18 protein-coding genes are annotated in these 16554 nt (G+C 64.6%); 8 read left to right on the top strand and 10 right to left on the bottom strand.

What is annotated here, in order from left to right:
* A partial coding sequence (locus AC0L23_RS30155) for a hypothetical protein (RefSeq protein WP_473357671.1) occupies positions 1 to 191 on the top strand: 191 nt, incomplete at its 5' end.
* Positions 192 to 240: 49 nt separating this feature from the next.
* On the opposite strand, the gene phaR is transcribed toward AC0L23_RS30155, so the two are convergent.
* Positions 241 to 837 carry a polyhydroxyalkanoate synthesis repressor PhaR gene (gene phaR, locus AC0L23_RS30150; RefSeq protein ID WP_085357843.1) on the bottom strand — a complete coding sequence of 199 codons (597 nt, stop codon included), beginning with the start codon at positions 835 to 837 and terminating at the stop codon, positions 241 to 243.
* A gap of 303 nt (positions 838 to 1140) precedes the next feature.
* Between phaR and AC0L23_RS30145 the strand changes: the two genes are divergently transcribed.
* The 3 genes from AC0L23_RS30145 to yddG all read left to right on the top strand — a co-directional run bounded on the left by AC0L23_RS30145 (position 1141) and on the right by yddG (position 4282).
* Positions 1141 to 2319, top strand: coding sequence for an acetyl-CoA C-acetyltransferase (locus tag AC0L23_RS30145; RefSeq protein ID WP_018452880.1), 1179 nt, complete (start codon positions 1141 to 1143; stop codon positions 2317 to 2319).
* Positions 2320 to 2559: 240 nt separating this feature from the next.
* Complete coding sequence (phbB, locus tag AC0L23_RS30140; RefSeq protein WP_085357841.1) at positions 2560 to 3285, top strand: acetoacetyl-CoA reductase; 726 nt, start codon at positions 2560 to 2562, stop codon at positions 3283 to 3285.
* Positions 3286 to 3412: 127 nt separating this feature from the next.
* Positions 3413 to 4282 (top strand): aromatic amino acid exporter YddG, encoded by an 870-nt coding sequence (yddG, locus tag AC0L23_RS30135; RefSeq protein ID WP_018452882.1) that lies wholly within the window; start codon positions 3413 to 3415, stop codon positions 4280 to 4282.
* A gap of 34 nt (positions 4283 to 4316) precedes the next feature.
* On the opposite strand, the gene AC0L23_RS30130 is transcribed toward yddG, so the two are convergent.
* Together AC0L23_RS30130 and gloB are read right to left on the bottom strand one after the other, a co-directional pair.
* Positions 4317 to 4739, bottom strand: a complete 423-nt coding sequence (locus AC0L23_RS30130; RefSeq protein ID WP_018452883.1) for a cupin domain-containing protein — start codon at positions 4737 to 4739, stop codon at positions 4317 to 4319.
* Positions 4740 to 4762: 23 nt separating this feature from the next.
* Positions 4763 to 5530 (bottom strand): hydroxyacylglutathione hydrolase, encoded by a 768-nt coding sequence (gloB, locus tag AC0L23_RS30125; RefSeq protein ID WP_085348403.1) that lies wholly within the window; start codon positions 5528 to 5530, stop codon positions 4763 to 4765.
* A gap of 109 nt (positions 5531 to 5639) precedes the next feature.
* On the opposite strand from gloB, the gene AC0L23_RS30120 reads away from it, so the two are divergent.
* Positions 5640 to 6386: a class I SAM-dependent methyltransferase gene (locus AC0L23_RS30120; RefSeq protein WP_007599158.1), complete on the top strand. Its 747-nt coding sequence runs from the start codon at positions 5640 to 5642 to the stop codon at positions 6384 to 6386.
* 69 nt (positions 6387 to 6455) lie between these two features.
* Here AC0L23_RS30120 and AC0L23_RS30115 read toward each other — a convergent pair whose 3' ends face one another.
* Both AC0L23_RS30115 and prmC read right to left on the bottom strand, forming a co-directional pair.
* Positions 6456 to 7250 (bottom strand): DUF4167 domain-containing protein, encoded by a 795-nt coding sequence (locus AC0L23_RS30115; protein WP_018452885.1) that lies wholly within the window; start codon positions 7248 to 7250, stop codon positions 6456 to 6458.
* 462 nt (positions 7251 to 7712) lie between these two features.
* A complete protein-coding gene (gene prmC, locus AC0L23_RS30110; protein WP_085348402.1) occupies positions 7713 to 8609 on the bottom strand; it encodes a peptide chain release factor N(5)-glutamine methyltransferase in 897 nt (298 codons plus the stop codon).
* 89 nt (positions 8610 to 8698) lie between these two features.
* Between prmC and AC0L23_RS30105 the strand changes: the two genes are divergently transcribed.
* On the top strand, positions 8699 to 9118 hold the full coding sequence (locus tag AC0L23_RS30105; protein ID WP_018452887.1) for an HIT family protein: 420 nt from the start codon (positions 8699 to 8701) through the stop codon (positions 9116 to 9118).
* Here the strand turns inward: AC0L23_RS30105 and AC0L23_RS30100 are convergent.
* The 4 genes from AC0L23_RS30100 to AC0L23_RS30085 all read right to left on the bottom strand — a co-directional run bounded on the left by AC0L23_RS30100 (position 9115) and on the right by AC0L23_RS30085 (position 13978).
* Positions 9115 to 9813 (bottom strand): ABC transporter ATP-binding protein, encoded by a 699-nt coding sequence (locus AC0L23_RS30100; RefSeq protein WP_018452888.1) that lies wholly within the window; start codon positions 9811 to 9813, stop codon positions 9115 to 9117. The genes AC0L23_RS30105 and AC0L23_RS30100 overlap by 4 nt on opposite strands.
* On the bottom strand, positions 9810 to 11657 hold the full coding sequence (locus AC0L23_RS30095; protein ID WP_085357839.1) for a branched-chain amino acid ABC transporter ATP-binding protein/permease: 1848 nt from the start codon (positions 11655 to 11657) through the stop codon (positions 9810 to 9812). The genes AC0L23_RS30100 and AC0L23_RS30095 overlap by 4 nt, the downstream gene beginning before the upstream one ends.
* 11 nt (positions 11658 to 11668) lie before the next feature.
* A complete protein-coding gene (locus AC0L23_RS30090; RefSeq protein ID WP_085348400.1) occupies positions 11669 to 12544 on the bottom strand; it encodes a branched-chain amino acid ABC transporter permease in 876 nt (291 codons plus the stop codon).
* Positions 12545 to 12643: 99 nt separating this feature from the next.
* On the bottom strand, positions 12644 to 13978 hold the full coding sequence (locus tag AC0L23_RS30085) for a substrate-binding protein (protein ID WP_018452891.1): 1335 nt from the start codon (positions 13976 to 13978) through the stop codon (positions 12644 to 12646).
* A 269-nt stretch (positions 13979 to 14247) separates the two neighbouring features.
* Here AC0L23_RS30085 and AC0L23_RS30080 point away from each other — a divergent pair, with 269 nt between their 5' ends.
* Together AC0L23_RS30080 and AC0L23_RS30075 are read left to right on the top strand one after the other, a co-directional pair.
* A complete protein-coding gene (locus tag AC0L23_RS30080; protein WP_473297370.1) occupies positions 14248 to 14844 on the top strand; it encodes a hypothetical protein in 597 nt (198 codons plus the stop codon).
* Between the two features lie 112 nt (positions 14845 to 14956).
* Positions 14957 to 15427, top strand: coding sequence for a MarR family winged helix-turn-helix transcriptional regulator (locus AC0L23_RS30075; protein ID WP_085357835.1), 471 nt, complete (start codon positions 14957 to 14959; stop codon positions 15425 to 15427).
* Positions 15428 to 15460: 33 nt separating this feature from the next.
* On the opposite strand, the gene prfA is transcribed toward AC0L23_RS30075, so the two are convergent.
* On the bottom strand, positions 15461 to 16546 hold the full coding sequence (prfA, locus tag AC0L23_RS30070; RefSeq protein ID WP_473357670.1) for a peptide chain release factor 1: 1086 nt from the start codon (positions 16544 to 16546) through the stop codon (positions 15461 to 15463).
* Between the last annotated feature and the right edge of the window lie 8 nt (positions 16547 to 16554).

Genomic DNA, 16554 nt, shown 5'->3' with positions numbered 1-16554 from the left:
CCCCCCCCCCCCCCCCCCCCCCCCCCCCCCCCGCCCCGCCCCGCGCCGCCCCCCCCCCCGCCCCGCCCCCCGCCCCCCCCCCCCCCCCCCCCCCCGCCCCCCCCCCCCCCCCCCCCCGCCCCCGCCCCGGGGGTGGTGGGTGGTTTTCCGGCGCCCGGCCCCCCCCACCCCCCGAGGTGGGGGACTGCTGAGGAAATCAGCGGGCCGCGGCGCTCGCGACGCGAGCGCGAACGAGAGGACCTACTCGTCCTTCTTCGACATCCGCTCGAGGCGTTCCTGCATGTCCTTCATCTGCTGGCGCAGATCGTCGATATTGCTGTCCTTTGGGGCTTCGGCGGCCGCCTCGGGCGCCGGCTCCGCGGAGCCCGCGGGGCGGGCTGCGCCGGGCGCGAAAGGCTTGAACATCGAGAAGGTCTGCTGGAACAGCTCCATGTTGCGGCGGACCTGTTCCTCCAGCGGCGCAAACGGGGTTCCGGACAGCGAGGTGGCGATCTGCTTGCGGAACTTCTCCTGCTCCTGAGTGAGCGAGGCGATGGCCTGCTCCAGATATTTCGGCACCACCATCTGCATGCTGTCGCCGTAGAAGCGGATCAGCTGGCGCAGGAAGGTGGTCGGGAGCAGGTTCTGGCCGGCCTTGTTCTCCTGCTCGAAGATGATCTGGGCAAGCACGGAGCGGGTGATGTCGTCGCCAGTCTTGGCGTCGTAAACCAGGAAATCTTCGCCGTCCTTGACCATGGCGGCGAGGTCTTCCAGCGTCACGTAAGTGCTCGTCCCGGTGTTATAGAGCCGGCGGTTCGCGTATTTCTTGATGGTGGTGGGTTGGTCTGATTTCGCCATGGGCTCTCACTTGCAAGCGCGGAGAACGGGAACCTGACGGGCTATGCCGCAGGGCGGGAAGAGTACGCAACGCAACAAAATAAGCATTTTCAAAGGGGTCACGCTACCGTTTTGTGCGCCACGGTTAATCGGGCAGCAAAAACGTGCTTGCGAAAGCGCCAAGAACGCTATTTTGAATGCGCTGCGGGATGAATTCGGCCACCGGCCGATTGACATGCCTCAACGACGTTAACAGGATGCCGTCCGAGACTGGCGAGCCGTTTCCCCAGCCCCGTCTGCCCCCATTCAACCCAGGAGATGCCCATGTCAGACGATGTCGTCATCGTCAGCGCCGCCCGCACCCCGGTCGGAAGCTTCAACGGAGCGTTCGCAACCCTTCCCGCCCATGATCTCGGCGCCATTGCCATCAAGGCCGCGCTGGAGCGCGGCGGCATCGAGCCCGGCCGGGTCTCCGAAGTCATCATGGGCCAGATCCTGACCGCCGCCCAGGGCCAGAACCCGGCCCGTCAGGCTTCGATCAATGCCGGCATTCCGGTCGAGAGCCCGGCCTGGGGCGTCAACCAGCTCTGCGGCTCGGGCCTGCGCACCGTTGCGCTCGGCTATCAGGCGCTGCTCAACGGCGATTCCGAGATCGTGGTCGCCGGCGGCCAGGAATCCATGAGCATGGCTCCGCACGCCCAGTATCTGCGCGGCGGCGTCAAGATGGGGGCAGTCGAATTCATCGACACCATGATCAAGGACGGCCTGTGGGACGCCTTCAACGGTTATCACATGGGCAACACCGCCGAGAACGTCGCGCGGCAGTGGCAGATCACCCGCGCCCAGCAGGACGAGTTTGCGGTGGCCTCGCAGCAGAAGGCCGAGGCCGCGCAGAAGGCCGGTAAATTCAACGACGAAATCGTTCCCGTCACCATCAAGGGACGCAAGGGCGATGTCGTCGTCAGCGCCGACGAATATCCGCGCCATGGCGCAACGGTCGACGCGATGGCGAAGCTTCGTCCCGCCTTCGAGAAGGACGGCACGGTCACCGCGGGCTCGGCGTCCGGCATCAACGACGGCGCTGCTGCCGTGGTGCTGATGACCGCCAAGCAGGCCGCCAAGGAAGGCAAGAAGCCGCTCGCGCGCATCGTGTCCTGGGCGCAGGCGGGCGTCGATCCGAAGATCATGGGCTCGGGCCCGATCCCGGCCTCGCGTGCCGCGCTGAAGAAGGCCGGCTGGAACGTCGGCGATCTCGACCTGATCGAGGCCAACGAAGCCTTCGCTGCGCAAGCCTGTGCCGTCAACAAGGACCTCGGCTGGGATACCTCCAAGGTCAACGTCAACGGCGGCGCGATCGCGATCGGCCATCCGGTCGGTGCCTCCGGCGCCCGCGTGCTGGTGACGCTGCTCCACGAGATGCAGAAGCGCGATTCGAAGAAGGGCCTCGCCACGCTGTGCATCGGTGGCGGCATGGGTATCGCGATGTGTGTGGCGCGCGACTGAGATAGTTGACGCGTCATTTGCGCGTGCGCTGCACACGTGACTGAGTGCGTTGCACGCGATTAAAAAGGCAGCGGTTGCAAATCAAATATTCTTCGCAACCGTACAAGCCTCGACTAAAGAGAAACGCCCGGCTCGACGCCGGGCGTTTTGTTCTTGATGTCCGTCAAACGTCCCCCATAATCCGCACTTAAAAACGATCACTCAGAAACGTCCGAAGAGTCCAAGGGAAGGAAATACGATATGGCACGTGTTGCATTGGTGACGGGTGGTACGCGGGGCATCGGAGCTGCGATCAGCAAGGCGCTGAAGGCGGCCGGCTACAAGGTTGCGGCGAGCTATGCCGGCAACGACGCGGCGGCAGAGAAGTTCAAGGCCGAGACCGGCATCGCCGTCTACAAATGGGACGTCAGCAGTTTCGATGCCTGCGCCGAGGGTGTGAGGAAGGTCGAGGCCGAGGTCGGCCCGATCGACGTGCTCGTCAACAATGCCGGCATCACCCGCGACACCGCCTTCCACAAGATGACGCTCGATCAGTGGAACGCCGTCATCAATACCAATCTCGGTTCGCTGTTCAACATGACGCGTCCCATCATTGAAGGCATGCGTGCGCGCAAGTTCGGCCGCATCATTTCGATCTCGTCGATCAACGGTCAAAAGGGACAGTTTGGCCAGGTCAACTATTCCGCGGCGAAGGCCGGTGACATCGGCTTCACCAAGGCACTCGCGCTCGAGAACGCCAAGGGCGGCATCACCGTCAACGCGATCTGCCCCGGCTACATCAACACCGAAATGGTGCAGGCAGTGCCAAAGGACGTCCTGGAAAAGAACGTGATCCCGCAGATCCCGGTTAACCGGCTCGGCGAACCGGAAGAGATCGCACGTGCGGTCGTGTTCCTGGCGGCGGACGAGGCCGGCTTCATGACCGGCTCGACGCTGACCATCAATGGCGGCCAATATCAGGCCTGATGGCGCCCATTCTCTTGGCGCAACGTCGCTGAGGCAAAATATGTAGCTTCAGTCGCGACAAGGCGATAGTGAAGACGAAAATGCCCGGCCTTGTGCCGGGCATAAACGTCCTCAGAGCCTTTGATCGATGACTCCCCGCACCGCAACGCTGATCGGATTGACCGCGATCCTGATGTGGTCGCTGCTGTCAGTGATGACGGTGGCGACCGGAAAGATCCCGGCATTCCAGCTGGCCGCGATGACGTTCGCGATCGGCGGGCTCGTCGGCCTGCTCACCTGGATCGGCCGCGGCGCAGCGGCCAAAAGCCTGCGTCAGCCGCTGGTCGTGTGGATCGTCGGTGTCGGCGGACTGTTCGGCTATCACGCGCTGTATTTCCTCGCGCTGCGCTTTGCGCCACCGGCTGAAGCCGGCCTGCTGAATTATCTGTGGCCGCTCCTGATCGTGCTGTTCTCGTCGTTTCTGCCGGGCGAGCGGCTTGCCGTGCATCACGTCGTTGGCGCCCTGCTCGGCCTCGTCGGCACCGTGCTGCTGTTCGCCGGTAACACCTCGGGCTTCACGCAGGGACAATTGCCGGGTTTGGCCGCGGCCTTCATCGCAGCGTTCGTGTGGGCGATCTATTCGGTGTTGTCGCGGCGACTGAAGGCGGTGCCGACCGATGCGGTCGCGGGATTCTGCCTCGCCACCGCGGTGCTCGCCGCGCTGATGCATGGACTGCTTGAAACCACGGTGTGGCCGGACACGACGCTGCAATGGCTCTCCGTCATCGCGCTCGGCATCGGCCCCGTCGGTGCTGCGTTCTACGCCTGGGACATCGGCATGAAGCGTGGCGACATCCGCGTGCTCGGCGCCGCCTCCTATGCGACGCCGCTGCTCTCGACCGGCTTCCTCATCGCCGCTGGCTTTGCCAATGCCAGCGCCAACATCACCATCGCCGCGATCCTGATCGCCGGCGGCGGCCTGATTGCGGCGAAGGACATGTTGCTGCGGAAGCGGTAGCATCATTGCCGGCGCAAGCCGAAGCGACAGGGCCTTAGGGCTCCCAGCCCTTCGGCGCGAGCTCGAACTTCGCGAACTCGAAGGCGGGCGCCACGGTGCAGCCGACCAGGGTCCACTCGCCGGTGGTCTCTGCCGTCTGCCACGCATCGGCCGGCACGATCGCCTGTGGCCGCTCGCCGTTCAACAGGTCCGTACCGAGCCGTACCTCGTGCTGGGAGCAGCCTTCGTGCGCTATCCGCAGGGTCAGCGGGCTGCCGGCGTAATAGTGCCAGCTCTCGACAGCATCGATGCGATGCCAGTGCGAACGCTCGCCGCGCGCCAGCAGAAAATAGATCAGGGTCGAGCGCGCGCGGCCGTTGGCGTCGGTGGTCTGGTCGCGAAACGTCTCTCGGTAATGCCCGCCTTCGGGATGCGGGCGGAGTTCGAGGCGCGCGATGATCTCGGCTGCGGTCGGCATCGATTCCCGTCAGGATCTGTTCTTCAAGACTTGTTCTTGCGCTCGCGCAGCTCGCCGAACACCGCGGTGGCATCCGCGCCCTTCATGTGCAGCCTGGCTGCGATCGAGGGTTCGTCGGCGCGCAGGAACACGTTTGTCCGCTTCTCGTCACCAAGCAGCGCGGGAATGGTCGGCTTGTTCTCGGCCCGCAGCCTCGCCACCTCCGCCGCGCGCGCCTGCAGCGCCGCATTGTCGGGGTCGACGGTCAGCGCGAACTTGACGTTGGAGGCCGTGTATTCATGGCCGCAATAGAGCTTGAAGTCGTCGGGCAGGGCACGCAGCTTCAGAAGCGAATCCCACATCATCGGATAGGTGCCCTCGAACACGCGGCCGCAGCCGATCGAGAACAGCGTGTCGCCGGCGAACAGCGCTTTGTCGGTGTCGAACACATAGGAGATGTGGTCGAGCGTGTGGCCGGGCGTCTCCAGTACGCGCCCCAGCAAGCTGCCGACCCTGACGATTTCGGCATTGGCGACGCGCAGGTCGACGTCTGCGATCTCCGTCGTCTTGTCATGCGGCGCGACGACGCGGCAATTGTATCTCTGCTTGAGTTCGGCGACCCCGCCGACATGATCGCCATGATGATGGGTGATCAGAATGTCGGTGAGCTGCCACCCCTCGCGCTCGAGCGCCCTCACGATGGGGCCGGCCTCCGGCGCGTCGATCGACGCCGTCGCCTTGGTTTCCACATCGTGGATGAGGTAACCGAAATTGTCGTTTAAACAGGTGAAAGTACGAATTTCGGCGGCCATGTCATCTCCGATCGCGCTCAGCTCCGTCAGACAAATATGGCGTTAACGTTGCGCAGGCAATGCAATATTCCGCGCGCGGGGGCCGCCTCGTGCATGTTACATTGCGATCATGACCATTGATGTCGTCGACCTCCGCGAGTTCTACTCCCGTCGCCTCGGGATTGTGGCGCGGCAAATGATCAATCGTGGCATTCGGGAGCGCTGGCCGCGCGTCGATGGCCAGCGGGTGCTCGGCTTCGGCTATCCCACGCCCTATCTCGGGTTGTTCCGCGAGGACGCGGAGCGCTGCATCGCCTTCATGCCCTCGGCCCAGGGCGTCCTGAAATGGCCCACCGGACGGCCGGCGCTTGCCTCGCTGGTGGACGAGTTCTCGCTGCCGCTTCCCGACGCCGCGGTCGATCGCATCCTGCTGGTCCACGCACTGGAAATGTCGGACGATCCGGCCGCGCTGCTGCGCGAGGCATGGCGCGTGCTGTCGCCGTCCGGTCGCGTGATTGCGGTCATCCCGAACCGGCGCGGGGTGTGGACCCGCACCGACAGCACGCCGTTCGGTCACGGCCGGCCCTATTCGCGTTCGCAGATCACGGACCTGTTGCGCCAGACCTGGTTCACCCCGACCGCCTGGGGCGAGGCGCTGTTCATGCCGCCCTATGCCGGGGGCTGGGTGCTGAAATCCGCACAGATGTGGGAGCGGGCCGGCGCGGCGCTGTCGCTGCCCTTCGCCGGCGTGCACATCGTCGAGGCGACCAAGCAGGTCTACCGCGCGATCCCCGCCAAGCGCGAGCGGGCGCGGCTCATTCCATCACTGGCGAAGCCGGTGCTGGTACCATCCTCGACGACGGCGACGCGCGGCTAAAAACAAATCGTCCCGGACATGCCGGGACGATTCGGGTCAGGACATCTGGCAAGATGTCCGGCGAAAGGCTTACTCGCCGGGAGCCACTTCGTCGCTTGAGGCGGCCGGAGCGGCTTCGCGCTCGGGGCGCGGGCCATTCGGGCGGCGGCGCCGCCGCGGAAAGCGCTCGCCACCACCACCTTCGAAGCCGGCCTGGCCGGGCGCGCCACCGCTCACCTGCGGCTGCGGGCCGGTGATGAAGGAAGGCAAACGATCGACGCTGACGGCGTCGGCGACGACGGGCTGAGGCTGGTTCAGCGGTAGCGGTTGCGGCTGGGGCTGATATTGCGGCTGCGGACGATGGTCGCGTTCGCGATGCTCGCGCGGCTGCTGGTTGTCGCGCTGATAAGCATGGTTGTCGCGGGGCTGATGATCACGCGGCTGATGATCGCGCGGGCCGTCGCGGTCGCGGGTGAAGGGCGGCGGTGGCGGCTGTGGGACAAAACCCGGTTCCTGGCCGAAATTCGAGAAATTCTCGCCGTCGTCCTCGCCGTCGTCACCGCTGTTGTTGCTGATGGGCTCGTCGCCGCGCGGTTGCTGGTTCTGCCGGAACTGTTCCTGAGCCGTCGCGATCAGACGAAAATAATGCTCGGCATGCTGGTAGTAGTTCTCGGCCGCAACGGGGTCTCCGGATGAGCGCGCGTCGCGCGCGAGCTGGAGATACTTTTCAGCAATATGCGAAGCCGTGCCGCGGATCTTGATGTCAGGTCCGTTGGACTCGTAGACCCGGGTCATCGGGTTCTGGCCGCGCCGGTTATTATTGTTGTTATTGTTATTATTATTGTTGCGGTTGCGCATCCGCTGCTTGTTCTGACCGTTTCTCATGTCCTGCCTTTAATTCCAGCCCTAAAGGTTGCACGCATTACTGATTGCCGAGAGTGACCTGATGACAGCGGTTCACATCGCTTGCGCGCAACCGCACGCAAGAGCGGATTGATCCCTGCCGATGTTCGTCGACCGTCGCGTTCAACAAAAGACGCGTTCCCCACCGCCAGCATCCATCGCCAGCGAACCCATTCATATCGCCTGCCGAAACAAGCCCTGCTTTGTTGCGTAAGTCTTCAAGCGCAATATCAGGCTTTCGTTCACGTTGCGGTCGGTAAGCAGCGCAGCTCAAATGGCCATCGCGCTCAACAGGACCTGCGGCTTGGAACCATTATCAGTAAGCTCTCGCCCGAGAGCCCGGCTTTCGCCCGTAGGTCTACGGGGCCGGCACCGATGTGTTGATAGGAAGGTAGTCGTTCCCAAGGGATATTCCAAGAGGTTTTTTGCAGCCCAATCCGGCTTTTATGGGGGCATTTTCCGGGCCGAAACCGCCCGTGGGATTCCCGCCAGATCGGCCTTGGGCGGCCTGTCCACGACCAACGCGGCAGCCGTCATCAAGGTTTCAATATTTCGGGCCTGGCCCTGTCCGGCCTCGACGATCAGTGCTCCGCCGGGAGCGAGACGTTCAGTCGCCTGCGGGATCAGGGCGCGATAGGCGTCGTAACCGTCATTGCCGCCGTCGAGCGCCAGGTGCGGATCGTGCTCGCGCACCTCGATGCTCAATTTCGGAATTTCGGCCGACGGGATATAGGGCGGATTCGACACGACGAGGTCGAACGGGCCGCGGAGCGCCGCTGCGTAGGAGCAGCCGACGAAGCTGGCGCGGTCGGCGAGGCCAAGAGCCGCGGCGTTGTCTCTGGCGGTCTTGAGCGCGGTCAGACTGAGATCGGTGCCGACGCCGACGGCGCCGGGAATTTCGTGCAGCAGCGCGAGCAGGATGGCGCCGGATCCGGTGCCGATATCGGCGATGCACGGGCGCCGTCCCGAATTCGTAAGCCCATGAAAGATCTCGAGCGCCAGTTCGACCACGGTCTCGGTATCCGGCCGCGGGACCAGCGTCGCCTCGGATAGCTGGAACGGCAGGCCCCAGAATTCCCGAGCGCCGAGAATGCGGGCGACGGGCTCATGCGCGAGCCGGCGCTGCGCATACGCTTCCAGCCGCGCAGCCTCTTCAGGCGCGAGTTGTCGGCCCGCCTGCGTCACCATCCCGGTCAGATCAAGCCTCAGCGCAGCTCCGACGAGCAGGCGCGCATCGAGGGCGGGCTGCTCGATGCCGGCCGATTGCAGCCGTGCCGCAAGCACGCGCCGCGCACTCTCGATGCTGTGTCCGGGATCGAAATCTGTCGCCAATGGAACCATCCTGCCTAGCATCGTGGATAGATCGGCTGGCTTGCTTGCGTCAATGAAAAGGAGCGCGTCAGATCGCGCCTCGCAACCAAGGAGGGTCCATGACGCCCTACGACGATCAGAACGTCTTCGCAAAGATCCTGCGTGGCGAGATCCCCTGTTTCGAGGTTTTCAGGGACGACCGTAGCCTCGCCTTCCTCGACATCATGCCGCGTTCGCCCGGGCACACGCTGGTCGTTCCCCGGGCGCCGGCACGCGGCATCCTCGACATCGCGGATGACGACCTCGCCGCGGTCGCCCGAACCGCCAAGCGGATCGCGATTGCCGCGATGAAGGCGTTCGACGCCGAGGGCATCATCCTTCAGCAGTTCAGCGAGCCGGCCAGCGGCCAGGTGGTCTTTCACCTGCACATGCACGTCATGCCGGTCAGGGCCGGAATCGAGCTGCTGCCGGCGCAGACGCGCAAGGAGGACACGGCGGTGCTCGCCGCTCACGCCAGGCGAATGATCGCCGCTCTCTAGACGCCGAGATAGCGCTGGAGCAGCTCCGGCTGGGCCTTGAGCTCCCGCGCCGGCCCTTCGTGCACGATATGTCCGTTGTTGATGATGTAGATCCGTGTCGCCAGCGCCAGCGTCGCCGCCAGGTTCTGCTCGACCAGCACGATGGTCTGGCCGGCGGCGGCGAGCTCGCGGCAGGCCTTGACCAGATCGTGGACGATGACGGGCGCGAGTCCCTCGAACGGCTCGTCCAGCAGCACGATCTTGGGATCACGCACGAGCGCCCGTGCGATCGCGAGCATCTGCTGTTCGCCCCCGGATAGCTCGGTGCCGCGGTTGTTGCGCCGCTGCTTCAGCCGCGGAAACATCTCGTAGATGCGATCGAGCGGCCAGCGTTTCGGCGCGGTGATGCCGGCGAGGACGATGTTTTCCTCCACCGACAGGCTGCCGAAAATGCGGCGTTCCTCGTGCACGAGCTGCATGCCGGCCTGCGCGATTCTGTGGCTCTTGCGCCCGGCGATATCGATGCCGTCGAATTTCACGCTGCCGCTACGCGGCGTCACGACGCCCATAAGGCTCTTCAGCGTGGTGCTCTTGCCGGCGCCGTTGCGTCCGAGCAGCGCCACCACCTCGTGACGCTCGACATGCATGGCGACGTCGAACAGGATGTGGGAGTCCCCGTAATAGCTGTTCAGGCCGTTGACCTCGATCAGGCTCATGCCGCGATCTCTCCGTGCACGCCACCGAGATAGGCTTCCTGGACGGCGGCGTTGGCCTTGATTTCCTCCGGCGTGCCGGAGACCAGCACCCGGCCTTCCTGGAGCACGGTGACGCGCTCGACCAACTCAAACAGCGAATCCATGTCGTGGTCGATGATGATCATGGTACGGCCGCGCGCGATCGACTTGAGCAGCTTGACGGTCTCGAGACGCTCTCGCGGGCTCATGCCGGCGAGCGGCTCGTCAAGCAGCAACAGGCGCGGCGACGTGGCGAGCGCAAGCCCGATTTCCAGCCTGCGCTTCTCGCCATAGGCGAGCTCGGACACGGGCGTGTCGGCACGACGGGTCAGGTTCACCAAAGCGAGCGTGTGCGCCACCTGCTCCGTCAGGTCCTTGACGCCGCCGAGCGTGCGGAACAGGTCGAGCCGGAATTTTCCGCGCAGTTCGGCAAGGGCTGCGATCGTCAGGTTCTCCCGCACCGTCAACCCGGTGAAGAGCTGGTTGACCTGGTAGCTTTTGGTCAGTCCGAGCTGGCAAACCTCGGTGACCTTCAATCCCGTGATGTCGCGGCCCTCGAACACGATCTGGCCGGAGCTCGGCGCGATCTCGCAGGTCAGCATCTTGAAAAAGGTTGATTTGCCGGCGCCGTTGGGGCCGATGATCCCGCGCAGCTCGCCCCGATTGACGCTGAAATCGATGTCGCTGTTGGCAACGAGGCCGCCATAGCGCTTGGTCAGGCCGGTGGCTTTCAGGATCGGCCCGGAATAGGCGGGGTGCTCGACCTCCTTGGCCTGCATCGGCGCCGGTGGAGGTTGCAGCCTGGCCTCGGTGTCAGCGGCGTCCTGCTCCATCTCCGCATCCGCCTGCTTTCGCTTTCCCGAGACGAGGCGGTAGAGATCGGCAAGGCCGCCGATGATGCCGCCGCGCAGGAAGCAGACCAGCAGCACGAACACGACACCCAGCACCAACTTCCAGGCTGCGCCGAGGCCCAGTGCGGACTGCAGGAAGTCCTGAAGGAACAGCCAAACGGTTGCGCCGACCAGCGGTCCGAACAGCGTGCCCCTGCCGCCGATGGCCGTCTGCATCACGAGCTGGCCCGAGGTGTCGAAGGTGAAGGCGTCGGGCGGCATGAAGGCCTGGAGCACGCCGAGCAGTCCGCCGGCGAAGCCCGCGTAAGCGGCTGCGATCACGAAGGCGGTCAGCTTGTAGCCATGGATGTTGTGGCCGACCGCCGTGGCGCGCAGCGGATTGTCGCGGATCGCACTCAGAACCGCGCCGACCGGCGAGCGCACGATCCTGAGGGCGATGACGACGCCGACGAAATAGCACAGCGCGATGAACTGATAGAGCGACCAGCCATTGGTGAAGTGGATGGAGGTGAAGCCGAGATTGAAGCTCGGCGTCGGCACGCCGGGCAGGCCGTTTTCGCCGCCGGTGAAATCGGAAAGTGGATTGAATTCGACGAAGAAGAACACTTCCGCGATTGCCACGGTGATCATCGCGAAATAGATGCCGGTGCGGCGCAATGCGATCAGGCCGATCAGGTAGCCGGTCGCTGCGGCCGCGATCATGCCGATGATCAGCGCGCCCAGCACGTTGCCGAAGCCCGCGCGGGTCAGCAGGTAGGCGGCGACGAAGCCGCCGGTGCCGTAGAAGGCGGACTGGCCGAACGAGAGCAGGCCGGTGAAGCCGAACAGGATGTCGAAGCCGAGCCCGAACAGGCCCCAGACCAGGATCCTGTTCACGGTGTTCGGCGCGAAGCCGAGATGAGGCAGCACGAAGGGGGCTGCGATCAAGCCGATCGCAGTCAGGGCTTCGATCAGGAAGGGGCGTTGCTTGAGCATCAGGTGATCGCTTACTCGCGGCCCTGGACGCCGAGCAGGCCATGCGGTCGTACCACGAGTACGAGCGTCATCGCCGCAAACAGCATCACATAGGCATAGCCGGGGTTGAACATGGAGGTGACGCTGATGATCTCGCCGGCGATCAGGCCGCCGAGAATTGCGCCGGGGAACGAACCGACGCCACCGATCACCACCACCACGAAAGTCTGGACCAGGATGTCGTCACCGATGCCCGGTGTCAGCGACACCACCGGCGCGTTGACGATGCCGGCAAAGCCGGCGGCCATTGCGCCGATGCCGAAGACCACCATGAAGACGCGATAGACATTGATGCCAAGCGAATCCACCATCACCGAATCCTCGATCCCGGCGCGCACAATCATGCCCAGCCGGGTCCGGTAGAGCACGATGAACAATGCGCCGAGGGCGATCGCGACGATGCCGACGACGGCGAGGCGGTAGGTCGGATAGAACATGAAGCCGAGATTGGTGATGCCCTGGAATAGCGCCGGCGGCGGCACCAGCTGCGACTGGCTCGAGAAGATCAGGCGCACGAGCTCGACGAAACAGATGCCGAGCCCGAACGTCACGAGCAGCTGATCCTCGTGCGGACGATGATAGAAATGACGGATGATGACGCGTTCCATGAGAACGCCGAGCAGCATCACGAACAGGGAGCCCGCGATCACGGCAAGGATGAACGACTCCGTGTACTGGTAGGCGACGAAGCCGGCATAGCCGCCGATCATGAACATCGCGCCGTGTGCGAGGTTGAGCACGCCGAGCGTGCCGTAGATGATGGTCAGGCCGGAGCTGATCAGCGCGAGCAGGGCGCCGAGCGCGAGCCCGTTGAAAAGCTGTGAAACGAGGTTGGGCCAACTTATCATAGGACAATCGCTGTTGTGGCGCGCGCTGTTGCGCGTCAGAAAAAGGCGACGCCGCGGGACCGGAGTGCAGTCCGCGGCGTCACAGGGGTTGGCGAGGTCTCAGCTGTAGTCGCCGAGATGGCAGCCGAAGGCGTCGGGCTTCTGCATCAGGCCCTCACCCGGGACGATCTCGACGACGTCGTACCAGTCTTCCTTGTTCTTCATGTCCTTCTGCTGCTTGCCCTTGACGATGATCACCGGGCGGACGCATTGGTGATCCTCCGGGCGGTAATGGACGTCGCCGACCAGGGAGGGGATCGTCTCGCCCTTCTCGTAGGTCTTGATCACGTCAGGCGGACTGAAGCTGCCGGCCTGCTCGCACATGTGCGCCCAATGCGCGAAGCTGACATAGGCGTTCTCGGCGCCCCATTCGGGCTTGTAGCCGTACTTCTTCTCGAACGCTTCGTTGAACATTTTCGCCAGCGGGAACTTGTCCTCGATGGTCCACCAATAGTCGGTGGCGGCGTAGACGCCCTGCATCAGGCCCCCGGTCTCGCGCGCGATGAAAGGCACCTGGTACGGCACGACCAGCTTCATCTTGTCGAGCACGCCAAACTGCTTGGCCTGTTGTGTCGACAGTACCGCGTCGTGGCCCCAATTGACGTTGATCAGCACGTCGGCGCCGGAGTTGGCGACGTTCAGCAGGTATGAGGAATAGTCGGGGGCGCCGAGCGGGGCGACCTGGTTGGTCACGGTGGTCCAGCCGGCGGTCGCCAGGAAGTCCTGCATCGATTTGGTAACGGTGTGGCCGTAGGTGTAGTCGGGAGTCAGATACGCCGCCTTCTTGCCCTTGCCGAACTCACGTACCATCACCGGGCCGATCGCTGCGGCCGCAGTCTGGCCGTAGAAGTTCTGGCGAAAGCCGTAGCGGACGCAATCCTTGCCAGTGGTATCGTTCGAGCCGGAAATGCCGCACACGAAAATCACATGTTCGCGCTGGGCGAGCTTGTTCAGCGCCACCGCAACGGCGCTCGACGTGCCGCCGGTGATCATGATCGCCTTGTTCTCGCTGATGAAGCGCTGCTGCGCCTGCACTGCCTCGTTCGGCTTGGCCGCGGAATCGGCGACGCCGAACTTCAGCTCCTTGCCGAGCACGCCCTTGCTGGTCTTGGGCGAGATCTTCTTGATCAGCTCGTGGCCTTCATTGATGTGCTCGATCGCGAGCTGGTAGCCCTTGAGCTCGTCTTCACCCTGCACGGCATAGGTGCCGGTGCGCGGCACCGAGATGCCGATGAAGGCGGTGGAGCCCGAGACCCCTGCGGGGTAGGAGCCGATCGCCGGCTTGTCCTCGGCAAACGCCGGCATCCCCGGCAGAACCGCGCCACCGATGAGGCCCGCGGTGGTCTGAAGCAGGCCACGGCGCGAAAGGCCGCGGCGGATGAGATTGTCAGTCATGATCGTTTCCTCCGAACGTCGTTCTTGTTTGCAGGCAAAGCACGACCTGTCCGACGGCAGCCGGCCTCGAAGGCCTGTCCGCGCCGGGCACGTCACATCCGCGTGTAGCTCTTGGGCGCAAGCATTGCTTGTGAACGCCTTCTGTCAATTTCGTCTTTGGTCGAACGCCGAAAATTATCTCGTGAAAACATATCGTATCACGATATATATTAGCCTTTGTGAGTACGAGGCTGGCGGGTTCGGCGAGAGAAATGGCGCGGCAGACGACAGTGGCGGGTACCCGAAAGCGACGGTCGTGGCCGCAAGGTGCGGAGCGGCAGGAGGCGGCGTGGCCGGAAGAGGTGAGCGGGCAGCGGGCGACACCGCAGTCCGGCGATGCCTCGCGCATGCCCGATCCGCGCAACTGGCCGGCCGGCCGGCGCGGGCCCGTCGTCGGCCCCGTTCAGGCGAAGCGCGCACCAGGTCCGATGCAGAAGTTGAGCGTGCGCGCCCAGAACGTCCTCAAGGAGCTCGCGGTCGAGCTCACTGCCGAGCAGCCGCCGAAGGGGAACTGGTCGCCCTCGCGCGAATTGCTGCTTGCGCTGACGGCTGAACGCCTCGCGACCGCGCGCAATTGCGGTCCTCACACGATGAGGGAAATCATCGACTGGGCGCAGGGCTGTGGCGTGACGATCAAGCCGGTGATTCCGCCCGGGGGGTCGCTGTCGCAGATGTGGGCGGAATTGATTAGCAATGCATCCGCGGGCGCCTTGACCAGCGCCGAGATTGCCGGCGCGCTCCAGCGCTCGATCCGGCGGAAAAGCGTCCGCATCCCGATCGCGTTCCAGGTCATCCTGGTGAAGATCCTGCTGTCCAGCTTCGAATAGGTGGCGATACTTGTGTATCCGGGGCGCCGGTCGGTTGGTTCGGCTTGGCCTTCCTTGCTAGTCTCGGTGAGGCCGCCCGTTGCGCCGGCTGGCTCGACGTCGCAGGCAGGGAATGGCCCCATCGAAGCGGAAGACGACACGCCCGGCGCGTGCTGTGGCCACAAAAGGTGGCGCGATGCGCGAGGCCGACTACGGGGCGCTTGCGCAGTTTCGCTATCAGCTCCGAACCTTCCTGGCCTTCAGCGAAGCCGCGGCCCAGAGCGCCGGCTTGACGCCGCAGCAGCACCAGGCGCTGCTGGCGATCAAAGGATTGGCCGCCCCTGACGGCGCCAGCGTCGGCAACATCGCGCGCTTCCTGCTGATCCGGCACCACACCGCGGTGGAGCTGGTGGATCGCATGGCGAAACTGAAGCTGATTGGCCGGGAAGCCGACCCGGATGACGCGCGGCGCGTCCTGGTCAAGCTGACAGCGAAGGGCGAGCGGAAGCTGCGATCCCTCTCGCGCATCCATCTTGACGAGCTCAGCGCCGCCGCGCCCGGTTTGGGCAAGATCCTGCGAGCGTTTCGAGCCAAGAGACGCTGAGGACGCGCTGAAGAAAGCGCGAAGCCGCGAGCTCTACGCCGCCGCGCCCTGAGCGGCGAGCTGCGCGGCCTGGTGCTCGGTGGTCAGCGCGTCGGTGAGTTCGCCCAGCGCTTCGCCCGCCATCACCTGCGGCAGCTTATAGAGCGTCAAATTGATGCGGTGATCGGTGACGCGTCCTTGCGGGAAATTATAGGTGCGGATGCGCTCGCTGCGGTCGCCGGAGCCGACCTTCTCCTTGCGCTCGGCCGAGCGCGCCGCGTCGAGGCGTTGCTGCTCGGCATCGTAGATGCGCGAGCGCAGGATGTTCATGGCGGAAGCGCGATTCTTGTGCTGCGAGCGGCTATCCTGCATCATCACCACGATGCCGGTCGGGAGGTGGGTGATGCGGATCGCCGATTCGGTCTTGTTAACGTGCTGGCCGCCGGCGCCTCCGGCGCGCATGGTCTCGATACGCAAATCATCGTTCCGGATCTCGACGTCGACCTCCTCGACCTCGGGCATCACGGCGACAGTGGCGGCGGATGTGTGGATGCGCCCCTGCGTCTCGGTGTCCGGCACGCGCTGCACCCGGTGCACGCCGGACTCGAACTTCAGCTTCGAGAACGCGCCGCGGCCCTGCACCTCGGCGATGATTTCCTTGTAGCCGCCGACGCTGCCCTCGCTGGCCGAGATCACCTCGACCTTCCAGCCCTGCAGGGCCGCGAAGCGCTCGTACATCCGGAACAGGTCGCCGGCAAACAGCGAAGCCTCGTCGCCGCCGGTGCCGGCGCGGATTTCCAGCACCACGTTGCGATCGTCCATGGCGTCCTTCGGCAGCAGCGCGACGCGGATCTTCTGGACCAACTCCTCGATCTTCGGCGTCAGCTCGCCGCGCTCGGCTTCCGCCATGGCGCGCATCTCGGCATCGGTCGCGGGATCGGCGATCAGCGCCTCGGTGTCGGCGAGCTCCTTGAGGGCCGAACGATAGGTCTTGGCCGCTTCGATCAATGGCGTGAGCTCGGCGAGCTCACGCGTGATCTGCACATAGCGTTCGGAGGCGAGCTGACCGAGCGATTCGGCCTCGAGTGAGGCGTGATGCGCGAGCAGGACGTCCAGTTTGGCTTCGGGGAGTGACGACATCGGTTCGG

Source organism: Bradyrhizobium sp. MI1.4 (genome assembly GCF_055811315.1).
Note: the sequence above shows the minus strand (reverse complement) of the source record. Positions and strands in the feature narration are given on the sequence as shown.